Annotated in this window: 14 protein-coding genes and 1 pseudogene; 5 read left to right on the top strand and 10 right to left on the bottom strand. The window is 69.7% G+C overall.

Features of this window, described 5'->3' with window-relative positions; all coding sequences use genetic code 11:
• Positions 1–13: 13 nt before the first annotated feature.
• Positions 14–2641, top strand: coding sequence for an EAL domain-containing protein (locus tag ABNQ38_RS30680; protein ID WP_377811071.1), 2628 nt, complete (start codon positions 14–16; stop codon positions 2639–2641).
• A 105-nt stretch (positions 2642–2746) separates the two neighbouring features.
• Here the strand turns inward: ABNQ38_RS30680 and ABNQ38_RS30675 are convergent.
• Positions 2747–2926 (bottom strand): annotated as a pseudogene (locus ABNQ38_RS30675) (Na+/H+ antiporter NhaA); the annotation flags it as partial.
• 215 nt (positions 2927–3141) lie between these two features.
• Entirely contained in the window at positions 3142–3825 is a 684-nt protein-coding gene (locus ABNQ38_RS30670) for a hypothetical protein (RefSeq protein WP_377811070.1), read from the bottom strand.
• Positions 3826–3899: 74 nt separating this feature from the next.
• Here ABNQ38_RS30670 and ABNQ38_RS30665 point away from each other — a divergent pair, with 74 nt between their 5' ends.
• On the top strand, positions 3900–4175 hold the full coding sequence (locus ABNQ38_RS30665) for a hypothetical protein (protein ID WP_377811069.1): 276 nt from the start codon (positions 3900–3902) through the stop codon (positions 4173–4175).
• Between the two features lie 35 nt (positions 4176–4210).
• On the opposite strand, the gene ABNQ38_RS30660 is transcribed toward ABNQ38_RS30665, so the two are convergent.
• From ABNQ38_RS30660 to dapA, 6 genes are all read right to left on the bottom strand, one after another.
• Positions 4211–4627 carry a DUF3830 family protein gene (locus ABNQ38_RS30660; protein ID WP_098737321.1) on the bottom strand — a complete coding sequence of 139 codons (417 nt, stop codon included), beginning with the start codon at positions 4625–4627 and terminating at the stop codon, positions 4211–4213.
• Between the two features lie 47 nt (positions 4628–4674).
• Positions 4675–6099, bottom strand: coding sequence for a dihydropyrimidinase (hydA, locus tag ABNQ38_RS30655; protein ID WP_377811068.1), 1425 nt, complete (start codon positions 6097–6099; stop codon positions 4675–4677).
• Positions 6100–6161: 62 nt separating this feature from the next.
• Positions 6162–6851, bottom strand: a complete 690-nt coding sequence (locus ABNQ38_RS30650) for a GntR family transcriptional regulator (RefSeq protein ID WP_377811067.1) — start codon at positions 6849–6851, stop codon at positions 6162–6164.
• Between the two features lie 13 nt (positions 6852–6864).
• Positions 6865–7560: an amino acid ABC transporter permease gene (locus ABNQ38_RS30645; protein WP_377811066.1), complete on the bottom strand. Its 696-nt coding sequence runs from the start codon at positions 7558–7560 to the stop codon at positions 6865–6867.
• Between the two features lie 80 nt (positions 7561–7640).
• Entirely contained in the window at positions 7641–8471 is an 831-nt protein-coding gene (locus tag ABNQ38_RS30640) for an ABC transporter substrate-binding protein (RefSeq protein WP_377811065.1), read from the bottom strand.
• Between the two features lie 47 nt (positions 8472–8518).
• On the bottom strand, positions 8519–9412 hold the full coding sequence (dapA, locus tag ABNQ38_RS30635) for a 4-hydroxy-tetrahydrodipicolinate synthase (RefSeq protein ID WP_377811064.1): 894 nt from the start codon (positions 9410–9412) through the stop codon (positions 8519–8521).
• Positions 9413–9549: 137 nt separating this feature from the next.
• On the opposite strand from dapA, the gene ABNQ38_RS30630 reads away from it, so the two are divergent.
• The 3 genes from ABNQ38_RS30630 to ABNQ38_RS30620 all read left to right on the top strand — a co-directional run bounded on the left by ABNQ38_RS30630 (position 9550) and on the right by ABNQ38_RS30620 (position 14093).
• Complete coding sequence (locus ABNQ38_RS30630; RefSeq protein WP_377811063.1) at positions 9550–12516, top strand: FAD-dependent oxidoreductase; 2967 nt, start codon at positions 9550–9552, stop codon at positions 12514–12516.
• A 51-nt stretch (positions 12517–12567) separates the two neighbouring features.
• A complete protein-coding gene (locus tag ABNQ38_RS30625) occupies positions 12568–13296 on the top strand; it encodes an amino acid ABC transporter ATP-binding protein (protein ID WP_377811062.1) in 729 nt (242 codons plus the stop codon).
• A 119-nt stretch (positions 13297–13415) separates the two neighbouring features.
• Positions 13416–14093: a GntR family transcriptional regulator gene (locus tag ABNQ38_RS30620; RefSeq protein WP_377811061.1), complete on the top strand. Its 678-nt coding sequence runs from the start codon at positions 13416–13418 to the stop codon at positions 14091–14093.
• A gap of 30 nt (positions 14094–14123) precedes the next feature.
• Here ABNQ38_RS30620 and ABNQ38_RS30615 read toward each other — a convergent pair whose 3' ends face one another.
• The gene (locus ABNQ38_RS30615; protein WP_377811060.1) at positions 14124–17663 is read right to left on the bottom strand and encodes an indolepyruvate ferredoxin oxidoreductase family protein; all 3540 of its coding nucleotides are present in this window, start codon (positions 17661–17663) and stop codon (positions 14124–14126) included.
• Between the two features lie 128 nt (positions 17664–17791).
• Positions 17792–18514 carry a GntR family transcriptional regulator gene (locus ABNQ38_RS30610; protein ID WP_377811059.1) on the bottom strand — a complete coding sequence of 241 codons (723 nt, stop codon included), beginning with the start codon at positions 18512–18514 and terminating at the stop codon, positions 17792–17794.
• Positions 18515–18651 lie beyond the last annotated feature (137 nt).

The following is an 18651-nucleotide window of genomic DNA, read 5'->3' as shown; positions in this document are numbered from 1 at the left end:
AGGGAAGACCGGGGTGACCGACATCGTCAGTGAAGAGTCCGGAGCCCTGCCCGGTGGCATGCATGACAGAGCAGGCCCCGGAAGCGGCTCCGGAACGGGCCGCCGGACCCTGACCATCGCCCGCTCGGCGCTGCTGCTGGCGGCGGCCCTGGTCGTCTGTCTGGTCGTGATGCTGGCGGTTGGGCTGCAACTGATGCAGGGCATGGACAGGGTGGCCGACGGCTGGCGCGATTACGATCTCCAGGCCGCCACCAGGTCGGACGCGCTGTCGGAGGTCCGCGGGCATCTCGGCCTGGGCGGCGTCATCGACCATTTCCGCGAGGGCGCGCAGGCCGGCACGGCAGGCCATGCGGCAGGCGACCATGCGGCGCTGGAACGCTCCCTGGCGCTGTCGCGGGCCAATCTTGCGATCTACCGCGACATCGTCACCCCCGGCGAGGACGAGGCGCGGGCCATCGCCGCCATCGCCGCCTTTCTCGACGCCATCCAGGTGCAGATGGAGGATCCGGCGGCGGCCATCCCGGCGGAGGCGTTCGACGCCTGCCGCCGCGACGCGGTTAAAGGGCTGGCGGCGCTGAACAGCCATTTGAGTGCGCAGCGTGCGCGACTGACCGCCGCCACCCTGACCGACATCGAGGCCCTGCAACGGCTGATGGCGATCGGCGGCGGCATCATCGCCGTGCTGGTCCTGGCGTTGGCCGGGACCGCCGTGTGGTTCACCCGCAGCCGCATCGTCGGCCCGCTCGGCCGTCTGGTGGAGGACGCCCGCCGTCTGGCCCGCCGCGATCTCGACCGTCCGTTCCAGGGCTGGGGCCGGCGGCGTGAACCGGGCTTCCGGCGGGACGAGCTGGGCCTGCTCGGCCGCAGCCTGGAGGACAGCCGGACCGCCCTGCGCGACCTGTTCGCCGCCATCGAGGAGAAGACGCGCCGGTTGGGCGAGAGCGAGCGCCGCTATGCCATGGCCGCCGCCGCGACCAACGACGGGCTGTGGGACTGGGACCTGGAGAGCGGAGACTTCTACCTGTCGGCCCGCCTGCGCCAGATGCTTCATCTGCCGGCCGACGGCGGCGATCCCGGCCTCGCCGCCCTGCTGGCCCACATCCATCCCGACGACCGGCATGCCGTGCTCGCCGCGATCCGCCAGGGCGAGCATGGAGCGGACGGCGCCAGCTTCGATGTGGAGTTCCGCGTCCTGCCGCCCAACCCGAAGCTGGATGGCCCAACGCAGGAGGACGCCACCCGCTGGCTGCATCTGCACGGCATCGTCGCCGCCGGTCCGGACGGCCGGGTGGCGCGGCTGGCCGGTTCCGCCGCCGATGTCAGCGACCGCAAATCCTACGAGGCGCGGCTGGTCCATCAGGCCACCCACGATTTCCTGACCGGTCTGCCCAACCGCGCTTATCTGCTCCACTGGCTGCGCGGGAGCCGGGCAGCGGAGGGCATCGGCCGCAGCGATCTGGCGCTGCTGTTCCTCGATCTCGACGGCTTCAAGGTGGTCGACGACAGCCTGGGCCATGCGGTGGGCGACCGCGTGCTGGTCGCGACGGCGGAGCGGATCGCCGGCCTGATGGACGCAGGGGAGTTCGTCGTCCGGCTGGGCGGCGACGAATTCGTCGTCGCGGTCCCGTCCGGGCGGGAGGCGGCGATCGCCCGCGCCCAGGGGCTGGAGACCGCCTTCCAGCGCCCGCTCTGCGTCGGCGGCATGGAACTGCGGGTCGGGCTCAGCATCGGGCTGGCGGTCGACGATGGCACCAGCGACGATCCCGATGGCCTGTTGCGCGACGCCGACATCGCGCTCTACCGTGCCAAGGAGCATGGCAAGGGGCGCACCGTGCTGTTCGACGCCTCTCTGCGCGAGGCGATCCTGATCCGCAGCCGCCTGCAACGCGATTTGACCCCGTCGCTGGAGGCCGGCGACATCTTCCTGGTCTATCAGTCGATCGTCTCGCTTCCCGACGGCCGGCTCACCGGGTTCGAGGCGCTGGTGCGCTGGCGCCACCCCGACCTCGGTCCGGTCAGCCCGGCCCAGTTCATCCCGATTGCCGAAGAGACCGGCCAGATCCTGCCTCTCGGCCGCCATGTGCTGGAACGGGCGGTGGAGCAGCTCGGCCGCTGGCGCCGGATGGCCGGGGGGGCCGCCCTGACCGTCAACGTCAACCTGTCGGCCCGCCAGATGTGGGACGAACGCTATGTCGACGACATGCTGGCGTTTCTGGCCGGCGGCCGCGCCGACGGATTGAAGGTCGAGGTGACGGAGAGCATGACCGTCGCCGACCATGATCAGGCCCGCGCCATCCTGGAACGCTTTCATGCGTTGGGCGTGGCGCTGTGCATGGATGATTTCGGCACCGGCTATTCCTCGCTGTCGCACCTCGGCAGCCTGCCCTTCGATATCGTGAAGATCGACAAGAGCTTCGTCAGCGCACTCGGCAGCGATCCCAGCCAGGAATCGCTGCTGCGCGGCATCGTCGAGCTGGCCCACCGCATCGGGCTGGAGGTCGTCGCCGAAGGGGTCGAGACCGAAGAGGAGCGGGCGGTCCTGACCCGGATCGGCTGCGACTATGCTCAAGGCTACCTGTTCGCCCGCCCGCTGTCCGTGGCCGACGCCGAAGCGCTGCTGCTTGCCGCCGGCCGACCTTGATTGGTCCATCCGAGCCGCAACGGAGCAGGATGGTGCCGCGGCCCGGGCGGCACTCACGCTGCCGGGGAGCGGCGGGCGGATCCATCGCCTCCGGCTGCGCAAACACAGGTCGGCCGTGTAGAACAGCGCGATGATGAGGACGGTGCCGAGGCCGTCGATGATGGCGAGCACCGTCAGGAAGACCTTCAGCGATGTCGGGACACGCGGCCCCAGCAGGGACAGCACGCCCAGGGCGAAGGCGATGTCCGTTGCGGTGGGAATGGCCCAACCGCTCATGGTGTCGGGATTTCCACGGAAAGTGATCGCTCGGGGCCTCCGTGACCGCAGACACCATCCGCGCCTTCCTGAACGGTCCCGGCGACATGGCCGCCCTGATGCGTGCCTTCACCGCCGTGACCGAAACCACCCAGCGGGTGCTGGCCGGGCGGCGAGAGCGCCTGCTGCGTGGTGTGTCGGAAGCAACCTCGCGCGCCCGTTCGGCGGCCGAGGCACGAGACGAGCTAACCGGCGATGCTGTCGTGCAAGTCGCTCATCAGGCGCACCCGCTCGGCCTTCAGCACGGCGGCCTTGGCCTGCTGCTGCTCGCGGGCGAAGCTGCGGCGCAGGGCATCCTCGGCCGCCGCCACCTCGCTCTTCAGGCGCTGGCTGAACTGATTCAGCACGTTCATGGTCTGGGCGAAGAGCCAGATCAGCACCCGGCTTTCCCCCAGGGAGTCGCGGGTGAGCAGAATGTCATGCACCGCGATGACCAGATTGAACAGGAAGACGCCGGCCAGCGCCGTGGCCGCGATGTCGCGCTCGCGGACCGCCACGCGCATCACCACGAACAGCACCCACAGCGCGGCGACGCACATGAGCGGAAAATAGACGGTCGTGAGCAGCCAGCGGTGCAGATCGACCGGGAGGGTGAGGAAGCTGGCGGCAACCTTGAACGGCGGCAGCAGGAAGACGCCCAGAGGGACCGGGAGCGGGCGGTGGACGAACAGCAGCGCCATGGGCAGGATAAGGCTGGTGGTCAGGAAGCGGGTGTGATTGATGAGCTGGAGCGAGGTTTCGCTCAGCACCCCATCGCCCAGGATCGCCGACAGCGACACGGCGGCGTGCGACAGGATAACGCTGCTGGTCACCAGGAAGACCTGCTCGCGACGGCAGGCGAGCCAGATGATGAACAGCGGCAGGCCCATGGTGACACCCGGATCACCGCGTTCACCGGCCAGATTGCCGGCATTCCCTGTCCTGGGCCCTGTGGGAGTCCGATATGCCCGGCGTCGGGCGGGTGGAGGATGCGGCCTCTCCCTTCGCCTTCCTCGACGTCGCCTATGGCCACACCTACAATCTGGATGCCCTGCCGGGGGTGAACGAGTGGGCCGACACCAGACTCGTCGGCCTCGGCCTCGGCCTCGGCCTCGGGCTCGACTACACGCTTGGCCGGAGCCTGCAGGGTGGGCTGAGCGTCGGCGTCGCCCTGACGGACGGGCCGGAGACCGACCGCGGCACCGTCACCGCCCAGGCCCGGCTGCTGATGTCGTTCTGACCGCCAATGCCCTCTGCCGCGTCAGCGGGCTAGGTTCAGCGGGCCAGTTCGAAGCGGATCGGCTGCGCGCCCTGCCACAGGGTGCGCTTGCCGAGTTCCGCCAGATTCTCCAGCCCGTCGGTGATGGTGATGAAGTGGTTGCCGGCGAGCTGGCCCATCTTGCTGGAGAACTGGACGCCGCCATAGGCCAGCAGGATCTCGGTCTCGCTGATGCCGCCGGGATAGAGGATGAACTGGCCCGGCGCCGGGTGGCTGGTGTGGTTCTCGTAACCGAGGCCGAAATCGGTGTCGCCCAGCGGAATCCACACCCCTTCGCCGCTCCAGCGGACATGGACGATCTGGCCCTCGTAGGGCAGCAGGCTGCGGAACTTGGCGCAGGTCTTCGGCGCGGCGGCCGTCTCGAAGCGGGCGCCGAAGGTGAAGGGGCCGGCGGTGATGGTCAGGGCGTCCATGGTCGGTGATCCTCGTGTCTGAAATTCAGGAAAGGGCAGTCGTCTCTTCAGGCGGCGCCGACCTTCGGCCGTGCCAGATCCGGCGTGTCGCAGCGCAGGAAGGCGCCGCGGCCGGGCTGCGCCACGCAGGCGCCGCCCTCCACCACCACCTCGCCGCGCGACAGCACGGTCTCCGGCCAGCCGGTCACCTCCAGCCCCTCGTAGGGGGTGTAGTCGACATTGTGGTGCAGCATGGCGTTGGTGATGGTCACCTTGCGGTCGGGGTCGTAGATGACGATGTCGGCATCGGCGCCGATGGCGAGGCTGCCCTTGCGCGGGTGCAGGCCGTACATCTTGGCCGGGTTGGTCGAGGACAGCTCGACGAAGCGCTGGAGGCTGATCCGACCCTTCTTCACCCCCTCCGAGAACAGGATCGGCAGCCGCGTCTCGATGCCCGGCACGCCGTTGGGGATCCAGTTGAAGGGCGTGTCGGCGCCGTGCAGCATCTTGCCCTTGGGATCCTGGTAGCGGAACGGCGCGTGGTCGGACGACACGATGTGGAAGGTGCCGCCGGCCAGCGCGTCCCAGACCGCCGCCTGGTTGGCCTTGTCGCGGGGCGGGGGAGAGCAGATGCACTTGGCCCCCTCCATGCCGTGGCCGTGCAGGTCGTGCTCGGTCAGCACCATGTATTGCGGGCAGGTCTCGGCGTAGATGCGCATGCCGCGGCCCTGCGCCCAGTGGATCTGCTCGATGGCCTCGCGGCCGGAGACATGGACGATCAGGATCGGCACGTCGGCCAGCTCGGCCATGGCGATGGCGCGGTGGGTCGCCTCGCGCTCCACCAGCATCGGCCGGGACTCGGCGTGGTAGCGCGGCGCGGTGTGGCCGGCGGCGAGCAGCCTGTCGGTCAGCCAGCCGATGAAGTCGGCGTTCTCGGCATGGATCATCGCCATGGCGCCGTCGCGCCGGGCGACGCTGAGCAGCTCCAGCACCTGCCGGTCGTTCAGCTTCATGTCGTCGTAGGTCATGTAGATCTTGAATGACGTGTAGCCGTCATGGATCAGCGCCGGCAGGTCCTGGCCGAGCAGCTGGTCGGTCGGGTCGCTGACGATGAGGTGGAAGGCATAGTCGATCACCGCCTTGCCGTCGGCCCGGCGGTGGTAGTCGGTCACCGCGTCGCGCAGCGACTGGCCCTTGAACTGGCAGGCGAAGGGGATGACCGTCGTGGTGCCGCCGCAGGCCGCCGAGCGGGTTCCGGTCTCGAAATCGTCGGCCGACTGCGAGCCGTCGCTGGTCGGCTGGTCGAGGTGGCAATGGCCGTCGACGCCGCCGGGCATCACCAGCCTGCCGGTGGCGTCGATCTCGCGCGCGCCCGGTCCCAGCCCGGCCCCGATGGCGGCGATGCGCCCGCCGATCACGCCGAGGTCGGCGGCGAACACGTCGGACGCGGTGGCCAGCGTGCCGTTGCGGATTACGGTGTCGAACTGCGGCATGGAACTCTCCCTCGGTCCCGAAGGACGGGTCTTGCGGTTGCCGGGATCACGGAAAACCGGGATTACAAAAAATAGCCGCCCGGATTGGCCTCGGCGGCGATGGCGCGGCGGGCGTCGTCCTGGAGGTTGCGCAGATGCGCCAACATGGCAGCCTTGGCGGCGGCGGCGTCGCGCTGCTCCACCGCGTCCAGCACCGCCCGGTGTTCGGTGTCGATCTCGCCCTTGCGGTGGAAGCTGCTGGAGATGCGGAACAGGCGGGCGACCACCCGCATGCGCGTGATGGTCTCGGCCAGCGTCGCATTTCCGCTGACGCGGGCGAAGAAGCTGTGGAAATGGTTGTCGTAGAGCCAGTGCTGCATGTCGTCCTCGCCGCCCTCCAGCGCGTCGAGCCCGCGCCGCAGCCCGGCAAGATCGGCGTCGCCGATCAGCGGCACCGCGGTTTCGATGGCGTGGCACTCCAGCAGCTCGCGCATCTGCATGCACTCGAAGAACTCGCGGGCCGAGACGATGCGGACGCGGTAGCTGCGTTCGCTGGTGCGCTCCAGCAGCCCCTCGCCGACCAGCCGGACCAGCGCCTCGCGCATCGGCGTGCGCGACACGTTCAGCCGCTCGGCCAGCCGCCCCTCCGGCACCTCGGCGCCGCCGGGGATCTCGCGGCTGAGGATCAGCTCGCGCAGGTGCGCGAAGGCGCGGTCGCCGAGGTTGGCGGTTCGGGAGGATGGCGGGAGGGCCGGAGGGAGGGGAGGACTCATGGCCGAGCGCCTCTCACTGGCCGTCGACGATGGCGATGTTGCGGTAGGCGCGGCCGAAATGACGCTCGATGCGGCGCTGGACGATGTCCCACAGCGAGGTCATCAGCAGGTAATAGAGGGCGGCGACCGTGAACAGTTCCAGCACCATGAAGCGCTCCTGGATGAGCAGCTGGGTGCTGCGCAGCAGCTCCTCCATCGAGATGACGGAGGTCACCGAGGTGGTCTTCAGCAGCCCGTTCACGCTGTTGCCCAGCGCCGGAATGATGATGCGGACGGCCTGCGGCAGCACGATGTAGGCCATCACCTGCGCCGAGTTGAGGCCGAGCGCGCGGCCGGCGTTGCTCTGCCCGGCGGCGACGCCGAGGATGCCGCCGCGGATGATCTCGGCCAGATAGGCGGCCTCGTTGAGGATCAGGCCGATCAGCGCCGATTCCGTCACCGACAGCTTGATGCCGATCTGCGGCAGGCCGGTGTAGATGATGATGAGCTGGACCAGCAGCGGCGTGCCGCGGAACACCCAGATGTAGGTCTGCGCCACCCGTGCGATCCAGCGGTAGGGCGACAGCCGCAGCAGCGCCAGCACGCAGCCGAGCACGAGGCCGCCGGCGATGCCCGCCAGCGTCAGCCACAGGGTGGTGATCGCTCCGCTGAACAGGTACCCGTTGAACAGGTACTCGAAGAAACCGTCCCAGTTCCAGCCGCTGGTCATTCCGTCACCCTTTCACTCTTGTCCGATGCGCGGGCGGCGGCGGGGGCAGGTCCCGTCCGCCGCCGCCCGCGTTCCGCCTCTCACATGCCGGGGCCGTTGACCTTGAAGGCGCCGTCGTTGGGCAGCAGGCCGTACTCGTCCATCAGCTTCTTGTAGGAGCCGTCCTTCTGCATGTCGTTGAGGACGCCGACCACGGCCTCGCTCAGCGTCTTGCTCTTCATCGCCAGGGCGACCGGGGTCGGGAACAGGCCGTGCAGGGCGCGCTCGAAATCGCCGCGCTTGGCGTATTCGGCCGCCGTCGGGTCGATGGCCACCGAGGCCTCGGTCTGGCCGGCGCGCAGCGCCTGATAGGCCGTGGCGAAATTGTCGAAGGTCTTGATCTCGATGGGCTTCAGCCCCTTGGCGACCACCATCTTGTCGAGTTCGCGCAGCTTGCGCTCCTCGAAGCCGCCCAGCTCGACGCCGACCGGACGGCCCGACAGATCCTCCGGCTTGGCGATTTTCAGCGGGTTGCCCTTGGTCACCGAGATGCTGATCGCCTGCGATTCATAATTGATCATCGGCATCATCTTGGCCCGTTCCTCGGTCCAGAAGATGCCGGTGTTGATCAGGTCCCAGCGGCCGGCCTGGAGGCCGGGGATCATCGCCGAGAACTCGATGCGGACATATTCCGGGGTCAGGCACAGGCGCTTGGCGATCTCGTTGCCCAGCGTGATGCGCATGCCCTTCAGCTGGCCGCTGCTGTCGACGAACTGCATCGGCGGCAGGGTCGGGTTGGTCGACATCACCAGCGTGCCGGGCTTGACCAGCTCGGAATCGGCGACCGCCGGCTTGCAGGCGGCGGTTTGGGCGGCAGCGGGAAGGGCGAACAGGGTCAGGCCGGCGGCGATCAGCAGCGTGCGAATGGTCATCGTAAACCCCTTCTCTCGTGTTTGGATCTCGGATTCGGGCGGAGCGGTCAGGCGAGGGAATCGATCAGGCCGTAGGCCGCCAGATCGGCGCGCAGGGCCAGGGCGTCGGCCTCCGGCAGCGGCAGGCGCGGCGCGCGGGGGTCGCCGACCGGCAGCCCCATCATGCCCAGCCCGGTCTTGGAGGCGGCGACGTAGCGGTGGCCGCCGACCCAGCGGACGATGGGCAGCATCTTCTTGTAGAGCGCCAGCGCCTGTTCCTTGTCGCCATGGTCGGCCACCAGTTCGAACAGGCGGGCCGAATCGCGCGGGATCAGGTTGGAGCAGACGGCGACCCAGCCCTGGGCGCCGAGCCAGAAGGATTCGTAACCGAGGATGCCGGCGAACACCGTCATGCGGTCGCCGCACAGCTCGATGATGTCGCGGACCCGCGTCACCTCCAGCGTCGATTCCTTGATGTAGAGGACGTTGTCGATCTCGCTGAGCCGCGCGACGATGGGCGGGGTGAGGTCGACGTTGGCGGTCGCCGGGTTGTTGTAGATCATCACCGGCAGCGAGATCGCCTCGCCGATGCGGCGGTAATGGTCGAACAGTTCGTCGGGGGTCGGCGAGCTGTAATAGGGCGGGATCACCATCACCCCGTCGGCGCCCATGCTTTCCGCTTCCTTGGCCAGCGCGACGGCGTCGCGCGTCCATTCGGCGCCGGTGCCGATCAGAACGGGCACGCGGCCCGCCGCCTCGGTCACGCAGATCTCGATGACCTGCGCCCGCTCCTCCGGGGTCATCGACAGGAACTCGCCGGTGCTGCCGAGCGGGATCAGCCCGTGGATGCCCTGCTCGATCTGCCAGTTCACCAGCTTCTTCAAGGCCGGAACGTCCACTGCGCCGCCATCGGCGGTGAAGGGGGTGATGAGGACCGTGTAGGTGCCGCGCAATGCCGTCATGGGTTCCCCCAAGCTCCTGCCTAATTTTTGACCTTGCCTAAATACTACTCGTATACTACCTGTATACAGGAATCCAGCGCTATTTGACGCAGCCTCGAAAAGCGCTTTCCACCGCATCCGGACAAAGCCGACCGCCCATGCGCCTCGAACATCCAAGCGTCCGCCGCAATGGCGCTCCCATCGAGATCACCTATGACGGCGAGCGGATTGCCGCGCTGGCCGGGGAGACGGTGGCGGCGGCCCTGGCGGCGCACGGCGTCGCCGCCTACCGCCACAGCCGCGACGGCGGCCGGCGCGGCCTCTATTGCGGCATGGGCGCCTGCTTCGAATGCCTGGTGACGGTGGACGGCAAGGCGAGCCAGCGCGCCTGCCTGACCAAGGTGGCCGACGGCCAGACCATCCGCTCGCAGCCGCCGGCCGGCACGCCGGAGGACCCGCTGGTCCCGCTGGTGCCGCCGCCGGTGGGCGAAGCGCCGGAGGAACGCGTGGTCGATCTGCTGGTGATCGGTGCCGGCCCGGCCGGTCTGGCGGCGGCGGAAGCGGCGGCGCGGCGCGGTGCGGCCGTGGTGGTGCTCGACGAGCGGCCGCAGAGCGGTGGGCAGTATTTCAAGCCGCTCGCCCCCTCGCACCGTGCCGACCGACCGACCGATCGCCAGTTCCGCGCCGGCCTTGCCCTGCTCGACGCGGCGAAGGCGGCCGGCGCCGCCATTGTCCAGGAGGCGACGGTGTGGGGCGCCCATGCCCCCGACGAAGTCGTCGCCGTCGTCGGCGGGCGCGAGACCGTCTACCGGCCGCGCCGGCTGGTGATCGCCGGCGGCGCCTATGAGCGGCCGGTGCCTTTCGCAGGCTGGACGCTGCCCGGCGTGATGACGACCGGGGCCGGCCAGACCCTGGCGCGCGCCTACCGCGTCGCGCCCGGCCGCCGGGTGGTGGTCGCCGGCAACGGTCCGCTCAATCTGCAGCTGGCCTGCGAACTGGTGGAGGGCGGCGTCACGGTGGCCGCCGTGCTGGAGAGCGCGCCGCGCCCGTCGCCCGCCCAATGGCGGGAGATGCTGACCGCGCTACGCGCCGCCCCCGGCCTGATCGGCGACGGCGCCCGTTACCTGCTGAGGCTGCGGCGTGCCGGGGTGCCGGTGCTGTGGTCGCACGGGGTGGTCGCGGCGGAGGGGGAGGAGCGGCTGGAACAGGTGCGCTATGCGCCGCTCGGCGCCGACGGCGCTCCCGGGCTGGCCGAGACCGTCACCGTTGCCGCCGATGCGCTGTGCCTGGGCTACGGCTTCATCCCCTCGACCGAGATCGCCCGCGCGCTCGGCTGCGCCCACCGGCTGGTCGAGGATCGCCATCTCGGCTATCTCGCCACCGAGATCGCGGTGGACGGTGCCACCAGCGTGCCGGGGGTGTTCGCCGTCGGCGACGGCGTCGATCTCGGCGGGTCGAAGGTGGCGCAGGCGCGCGGACGCCTCGCCGGCATCGCCGCCGCCACCCAGCTCGGCCAGACCGACAGCGACCCGGAGGAGGGCCGGCGGGCGCTGGCCGACCTGCGGCGGGCCGAGGGCTTCCAGGCGGCGCTGTGGTCGATCTATCAAGCGCCGCCGCCGCGGCTCGACATTGTGCCCGACGAGGCGATGCTGTGCCGTTGCGAGGAGGTCACCTTCGGCCGGATCCGCGCCGAGATCGCCGCCGGCCATGACAGCCTCGCGGCGCTGAAGCGCAACACCCGGCTCGGCATGGGCCGCTGCCAGGGCCGCTATTGCGCCGCGACCGCCGCGCTGCTGCTGGAGCAGGCGACCGGCAGGAAGCGGGCGCCCGAGCAGTATCTGGCGCCGCGCCTGCCGGCCAAGCCGACGCCTGCTGGCGCCTTCGCCTTCGAGAAGCCGGAATGGGGCGGCCACCAGCGCGCCATCACCCCCAACCTCGCCCGCCCGCTGGAGGACGGTCCGCTGCCCGACCAGGAGGCCGAGATCCTGATCGTCGGCGGCGGCGTGGTCGGCTCCTGCCTCGCCTACTACCTGACCCAGGCCGGGCGCGACGTGCTGGTGGTCGAACGCGGCGACACCAATTTGCAGGCCTCGGGCGCCAATGCCGGCAGCCTGCACGTCCAGTTGCTGTCCTTCGACTTCGGCGCCAAGGCCGAGGCGGGTGGCGGACCGGCGGCGGCGACGCTGACGCTCGGCCCGCGTTCCATCGCGCTGTGGCGGGAGCTGGAGACGGCTTGCGGGGCGGACTTCGAGCTGGCCGTCACCGGCGGGCTGATGGTGGCGGACAGCACGGCCGGCATGGAGTTCCTGCGCGCCAAGGCGGCGCTGGAGCGGCGCTACGGCGTCGAGAACGCCATCATCGACGCGGCCGAGCTGCGTCGCCTTGCCCCCGCCCTATCGGATGGGCTGATCGGCGCCGAATACGCCCCGCAGGAGGGCAAGATCAACCCGCTGCGCGCGACCTATGCGGTGCTGGAGCAGGCCCGCCGCCAGGGCGCCCGCTTCCTGCGCGGGGTGAATGTCACGGGCATCGCCGCGGTTCCCGCCGCCACCGGAGTTGGGGGCGGCGGCTGGCGGGTCGAGACCTCGCGCTGCCGCATCCGCGCCAAACAGATCGTCAACGCCAGCGGCCCGTGGGCGCGCGAGACCGGGCGGCTGGTCGGGATCGACGTGCCGGTGCACAGCGCGCCCCTGCAGATGATCGTCACCGAGCCGGCGCCCAAGCTGGTCGGCCAGTTGGTCGCCCATGCCGACCGCCATCTCAGCCTGAAGCAGGCGGTCACCGGCGGGCTGATCATCGGCGGCGCCTGGACCGCCGTCTTCGACCCGGCGCGGCGCTTCAACACGGTGTCGCGCTCCAGCATCGAGGGCAATTTGTGGGTCGCCCGCCATGTGCTGCCGCAGATCGCCGGGCTGCATGTGGTCCGCGCCTGGGCGGCGATGAACATCAACATCGACGGCGCGCCGATCCTCGGCCCGGTGCCGGGATTGCCGGGCTTCTTCAACACGGTGACGTCCAACGGCTTCACCCTGGCGCCGGTCGTCGCCCGCATGACCGCCGACCTGCTGCTCGACGGCCGCACCGACATCGACCCGACCCCCTTCCTGATCGACCGGTTCGGCTGATCCGCTTCGCTCATCCGTTCAACGCCCCTCCCATCGCCAAGAGACTCCCCCATGATCGCCATCGAGAATGTCAGCAAGAACTATGGCACCTTCCAGGTCCTGAAGGACTGCACGACCACCGTGCGGAAGGGCGAGGTGGTGGTGGTCTGCGGCCCCTCCGGGTCGGGCAAGTCGACGCTGATCAAGTGCGTCAACGGGCTGGAGCCCTTCCAGTCGGGCCGCATCCAGGTGGACGGCATGGATGTCGGCGCGCCGGGCACGAAGATGTCGGCGCTGCGCGCCCGCGTCGGCATGGTGTTCCAGAATTTCGAGCTGTTCCCCCATCTGACCATCATGCAGAACCTGACCCTGTCGCAGCGCAAGGTGCTGGGCCGCCAGACCGCGGAGGCCGAGGCGAAGGGCGAGGCGTTGCTGGCGCGGGTCGGGCTGGCGACCCAGGCGCACAAGTTCCCCGGCCAGCTGTCCGGCGGCCAGCAGCAGCGCGTCGCCATCGCCCGCGCCCTGGCGATGGACCCCATCGCCATCCTGTTCGACGAGCCGACCTCGGCGCTCGACCCCGAGATGATCAACGAGGTGCTCGACGTGATGGTCGAGCTGGCGAACGAGGGCATGACGATGATCTGCGTCACCCATGAGATGGGCTTCGCCCGCAAGGTCGCCCACCGGGTGATCTTCATGGACCATGGCAGCATCATCGAGGACTGCACCAAGGCCGAGTTCTTCGAGACCCAGCGGTCGGAGCGCGCCGCCCAGTTCCTCGCCAAGATCCTGCAGCACTGACTCCTGCCCGGGAGGGGCGTCGGACCCTATCCCGCCGGTCAGGCCGATCAGAACCTTTGCAGGACAACGGTTCGTCTGCTTTGTTAGGAGAAGATCAGCGTCAGGTGGCAGGACTTGGTATGAGCATGGACATCGAAGCCTTCAAAGCCGCGACGCCGGCCGCAGCCGGCGTGAATCTGGCGAGCATGGCCTACCGCACCATCCTGGAGATGATCCTCGACCGCCGCATTCCCAGCGGCGAGGTGATCGTCGAAGACCGGCTGGCGACGGCGCTCAGCATCTCGCGCACGCCGATCCGCGAGGCGCTGGTGCGGCTGGCGAGTGAGGGGCTGATCCGCAAGGAGTTCAACCGCCCCTACCGGGTGCGCGAGGTCTCCAACCGCGAATATTTCCAGAGCATGCGGCTGCGCGAGATCCTGGAGGGGGAGGCCATCGCCGCCGCCGCCTCCAGGGTCGATCCGGTCCGCTTGCAGGCGATGAAGACCGAGATGCTTCGCCTGCGCGACGAGCCCAAGATCCGTTTCGAGGATCATTGGGCGGCCGACGAGGAACTGCACACCCTGATCGCCGAGGCGTCCGGCAACGCGGTGCTGGCGCAGATCATCCGCGACCTGCGGGTGACGACGCGCCTGTTCGAGCTGTCCGGCCTGCCGTCGCGCATCCGTCCCGACTGCGACGAGCATCTCGACGTCATCGCCGCGCTGGAGAGCGGTGACCCGGCGGAGGCCAGGGCCGCCATGGAGCGGCACATCCGCAGCCTCGCCAAGGATGTGCTGGGCGAGATCGCCAAGAGCTGAGCGGTCCCCTTGAGCGGTTCACTCAACCGCTCACTCCGCCGCCAGACGCTGTGGCGTCGTGGAGCGGAACTGCGCCGGCCAGTCGCGCAAGTCCATCTCCGCCTGGGCCATGGCCTTGTCCTTCACATGTCCATAGCCGCGGATCCGGTCCGGGATGCCGGCGATCCGCACGGCCAAATCCAGCTTTTCCGGGGTGAGACCGGCCAGCATTTCCGCGATGGCCCGCTCGTAATCCCCGATCAGCCGGCGTTCCGCCCGGCGCTCCGCGGTGCGCCCGAACGGATCGAGCGGCGTTCCGCGCAGTCCTTTGAGTTTCGCCAGCACCTTGAACACGGGCAGCATCCAGGGGCCATAGGCACTCTTCTTCAAGTGGCCTGTCCGCTCGTCGCGCCCTGCAAGCAGGGGCGGGGCCAGATGGAAGCGCAGGCGGAAGCCGGCCTCGAACTGCCCGGCCAGCTGCGCGAGGAAGGCGCCGTCGGTGTAGAGGCGGGCGACCTCGTACTCGTCCTTGTAGGCCATCGCCTTGTAGAAGGACCGGGCCACCGCCGCGGTCAGCCGGCTGCTGCCCGGCACCGCCGCCGTCTCGGCCCGGCGGACCCGGTCGACCAGCAGGCGGTAGCGCTCGGCATAGGCCGCGTTCTGGTAGGCGGTCAGCTGTTCGACGCGCCGGGCGATCAGCCCGTCGAGATCGTCGGGTGGCGGAGCGGCCACGCTCGAAGGCTTGGCCGGGTGCGCCGCCGCGAGCGCATTGGGATCGGCGGCCGCGCGGCGTCCCCAGGCGAATGCCGACCGGTTGCCGGCAACCCCGGTGCCGTTGAGGGCGATGGCCGTGTCGATGGCCGCGGCGGACAGCGGAATCAGCCCTTTCTGCCACGCGTAGCCGAGCAGGAAGAGGTTCGCCATGATCGCGTCGCCGAACAGCGCGGTGGCGATGGCGGTGGCGTCCAGCGCATCGACCGCCGCCGGGCCGCCGCAGGCGTCGGCGACCCGGCGCACCAGCAGCGGCAACGGCAGCCGCTCCTCCGGGTTGCGGGTGAAGGCGCCGGTGACCGTCTCGTGTTTGTTGAGCACCGCGCGGGTACGGCCGGCCTGCATGCGGCTCAGCCCGTCCTCGCCGGCCGCGACCAGCAGATCGCAGCCGAGAACGGCGTCGGCGCCGCCGGGGGCGATGCGGGCGGCATGGATCCGGTCGGCCCGACGCGCCAGCACGATGTGCGACATCACCGCACCGCCCTTCTGCGCCATGCCGGTCTGGTCGAGGATGGAGCAGGCCAGCCCCTCCAGATGTGCCGCCATGCCGAGGATCGCGCCGATGGTCACCACCCCGGTGCCGCCGACCCCGGTGACCAGCAGACGGTAGGGCTGTTCGAGCGGCGGTGCCACCGGGTCGGGCAGAGTGTCGGCTCCTGAGTTGGCATCGGCCCTGGCCTTGGCGTCTGGCGTCGGGGCGGCGGCCGGGCGCGCCTTGCGCAGCGTGCCGCCCTCCACCGTCACGAAGGACGGGCAGAAGCCGGTCAGGCAGGAGAAGTCCTTGTTGCAGGAGGACTGGTCGATCGTCCGTTTCGTCCCGAACTCGGTGTCGACCGGCACCACCGACAGGCAGTTCGACTGGGTCGAGCAGTCGCCGCAGCCCTCGCAGACCCGCTCGTTGATGACGACGCGGCGGCCGGGGTCGGGCAGCTTGCCGCGCTTGCGGCGGCGGCGTTTCTCGGCGGCGCAGGTCTGGTCGTAGATCAGCGCCGACACGCCCGGCACCTCGCGGAACTCGCGCTGCACGGCGTCGAGATCGTCGCGGTGGTGGATGGTGACGTAGGGCGGCAGGCCGGAGGACAGGCCGTACTTCTCCGGCTCGTCGCTGACCAGTGCGATGCGCTGCACCCCCTCGGCGCGCACCTGCCAGGCGATGGCCTGCGGGGTGAGCTGGCCGTCGTGGGACTGGCCGCCGGTCATGGCGACGGCATCGTTGAACAGGATCTTGTAGGTGATGTTGACGCCGCCGGCGACCGCCGCGCGGATGGCGAGCAGGCCGGAATGGAAATAGGTGCCGTCGCCGATGTTCTGGAAGATGTGGCGGGTCGGCACGAAGGGCGCCAGCCCGACCCAGTTAGCGCCCTCCGCCCCCATATGGGTGTAGGTCGCGGTGTCGCGGTCCATCGCCTGCGACATCCAATGGCAGCCGATCCCGGCATGGGCCCGCGAGCCCTCCGGCACCTTGGTCGAGCTGTTGTGCGGGCAGCCGGAACAGAAATAGGGCGTGCGCTTGGCAACCGGGCCGCCGGGGCGGGCGGCGGTGCCGCTGCCAGTGCTGTTTTGAAGGCGGGCCAGGGCGTCGGCGTCCACCTCCACGCCGCAGCGGGCGAGCCGCTTGGCGAACGCCACCGCGATCTCGGCGACCGACAGCTCGTCGTGGGAGCGTAGCAGGGGCGCGCCGGACTCGTCGTGCTTGCCGATGACGCGCGGGCGCCGATCCGCCGGCAGGCCGTAGAGGATGTCCTTGATCTGGCCCTCGATCAGCGGCCGCTTCTCCTCGACTACCAGGATCTCGTCGAGGCCGGTGGCGAAGCTGCGCAGGCTGTCCGGTTCGAGCGGCCAGGGCACCGCCACCTTGAAGATGGCGATGCCGAGCGCCGCCGCCCGGTCCTCGTCGATGCCGAGTTCCGCCAGGGCCTGCCGGACGTCGAGATACGCCTTGCCGGCGGTGACGATGCCGAAGCGCGCGTCCGCACCCCCGCCGCCACTGCCGAGCGCCACGCGGTTCAGGCCGTTGGCGCGGACATAGGCCAGCGCCGCCGGGATCTTGTGCAGGTGCAGGCGGGCCTCCTGCTCCTGCGGGCTGTCCGGCCAGCGGATGTTGAGGCCGCCGGGCGGCAGGACGAGATCGGTTGGCAGCCGGATGACGGGGAGGGCCGGGTCGAGGGTCATCGAGACGCTGCGGTCGGTCAGGTCGGCCGTCACCTTCATGGCGGTCCAGCAACCCGACAGGCGCGACAGCGCCCAGCCGTGCAGCCCGTATTCGATCATCTCCGGGATGCCGGACGGGCTCAGGATCGGCATCATCGCATCGACCAGCGCATATTCGCTCTGGTGCGAGGTCGTCGAGGATTTGCAGGTGTGGTCGTCGCCGGCCAGGACAAGCACACCGCCCCGCCCGGCCGAACCGGCAAGGTTGGCGTGGCGGAAGGCGTCGCCGGTGCGGTCCACGCCCGGCCCCTTGCCGTACCACAGGCCGAAGACGCCGTCCCAGTCCGGCTTGTCCTGGAGATGGATCTGCTGGCTGCCCCACAGCGCGGTGGCGGCCAGATCCTCGTTGACGCCGGGAACGAAGCGGATGTCGTGGGCGTCGAGGAAGCTCCGCGCCCGGCCCATCTCCATGTCGATGGTGCCGAGCGGCGAGCCGCGGTAGCCGCTCACCAGTCCGGCGGTGCGCAGGCCGGTGGCGCGGTCGCGCCGTTTCTGGAGCAGCGCCATCCGCACCAGGGCCTGCGTGCCGTTCAGGAAAACGCGGCCATGCTCGGCCAGATACTTGTCGTCCAGGGTCACCGCGCCCGTCATCGCCACGCCGTCCGGCATGTGCGTCCTCCCTCGGTGTCATTGTGTGTTCTGAAGTGTACACACTTTGCGGCGAGGGTCAACGGCGGTTCTGGAGCCGGTTCCGGAGACGGCGTTGCCGCAGCGGTCCTGCCGCTGTCCGGGCCGGTTCAGCTGGCCATGCGGCCCATGTAGATGCGCGCAAGTCCTTCCTTCATGGCAGACACCGCGTCGGCCACGCTGATGCCGATATGGTCCGACATGCAGGCCACCGCGCGGCCGCGGTCGCGCGCCTTCAGCGCCTCGGCAATTGCCAGATGCTCGTCGAAGGTGGTGGTGCGGCGTTGCGGGTTCTCGATCTCGATGCGGCGAACGAAGCGGATCCGCGCATTGATGCTCTCCAGCATGCGGACCAGCTCGGGATTGCCGCCCATCGCGGCGATGCGGATGTGGAACTCCTCGTCGCGGCTGGTCAGCTCCTCGGCGTCCATCGCCGCGCGGCTCGCCCGCACGCCGTTCCAGAAATCCATCAGCTCGGCGATGCGGACGTCGCTGGCGCGCTCGGCGGCGAGTTCGACGCTCAGCCGTTCCAGCGACGCCCGCACCTCGAACAGTCCGATGATCTGCTCGGCGTCGAAGGGGCGGCAGTAGAAGCCCTTGTTGGGCACCAGCGTGATCAGTCCTTCGATCACCAGCCGGTTCAGCGCCTCGCGCACCGGCGTCCGGCTGACGCCAAGGGTGGCGGCCAGTTCCACCTCGTTGATCCGCTGTTCCGGCCGGAATTCGAAATTCACCGCCATGCGCTGGATCGCGGCATAGACGCGGTTGACGCTGTCGGCGGCGCGCGGCGCGGGCGCCGCCTTGATGGTCTTCTTGCGCGGGGTTCCCGCCATGATCGTCCTATGTGCTTCCTGCGGTGCCGGTGGGACAACACCCGAATGCCGGTGCCGGGTTCCGGCGATGGAGTGTCCGGCGACGCACCGTTGCAGTGCGCCGCGCGGGACCATAGCACCGGTGGAATATGCAGGCC

Origin of the sequence: Azospirillum sp. A29, assembly GCF_042604625.1 — a bacterium.
GTDB lineage: Bacteria > Pseudomonadota > Alphaproteobacteria > Azospirillales > Azospirillaceae > Azospirillum > Azospirillum palustre.
The sequence above is the reverse complement of the archived record's forward strand: the minus strand, read 5'-3'. Positions and strand labels throughout refer to the sequence as shown.

Coding starts and splice junctions, on each gene's coding strand:
- ABNQ38_RS30670 (WP_377811070.1), bottom strand. CDS start 3,825: ATGGGCCTGCCGCTGTTCATCATCTGGCTCGCCTGCCGTCGCGAGCAG.
- ABNQ38_RS30620 (WP_377811061.1), top strand. CDS start 13,416: ATGAGCATGGACATCGAAGCCTTCAAAGCCGCGACGCCGGCCGCAGCC.
- ABNQ38_RS30625 (WP_377811062.1), top strand. CDS start 12,568: ATGATCGCCATCGAGAATGTCAGCAAGAACTATGGCACCTTCCAGGTC.
- ABNQ38_RS30650 (WP_377811067.1), bottom strand. CDS start 6,851: ATGAGTCCTCCCCTCCCTCCGGCCCTCCCGCCATCCTCCCGAACCGCC.
- ABNQ38_RS30615 (WP_377811060.1), bottom strand. CDS start 17,663: ATGCCGGACGGCGTGGCGATGACGGGCGCGGTGACCCTGGACGACAAG.
- ABNQ38_RS30610 (WP_377811059.1), bottom strand. CDS start 18,514: ATGGCGGGAACCCCGCGCAAGAAGACCATCAAGGCGGCGCCCGCGCCG.
- ABNQ38_RS30660 (WP_098737321.1), bottom strand. CDS start 4,627: ATGGACGCCCTGACCATCACCGCCGGCCCCTTCACCTTCGGCGCCCGC.
- ABNQ38_RS30640 (WP_377811065.1), bottom strand. CDS start 8,471: ATGACCATTCGCACGCTGCTGATCGCCGCCGGCCTGACCCTGTTCGCC.
- ABNQ38_RS30630 (WP_377811063.1), top strand. CDS start 9,550: ATGCGCCTCGAACATCCAAGCGTCCGCCGCAATGGCGCTCCCATCGAG.
- ABNQ38_RS30645 (WP_377811066.1), bottom strand. CDS start 7,560: ATGACCAGCGGCTGGAACTGGGACGGTTTCTTCGAGTACCTGTTCAAC.
- hydA (WP_377811068.1), bottom strand. CDS start 6,099: ATGCCGCAGTTCGACACCGTAATCCGCAACGGCACGCTGGCCACCGCG.
- dapA (WP_377811064.1), bottom strand. CDS start 9,412: ATGACGGCATTGCGCGGCACCTACACGGTCCTCATCACCCCCTTCACC.
- ABNQ38_RS30665 (WP_377811069.1), top strand. CDS start 3,900: ATGCCCGGCGTCGGGCGGGTGGAGGATGCGGCCTCTCCCTTCGCCTTC.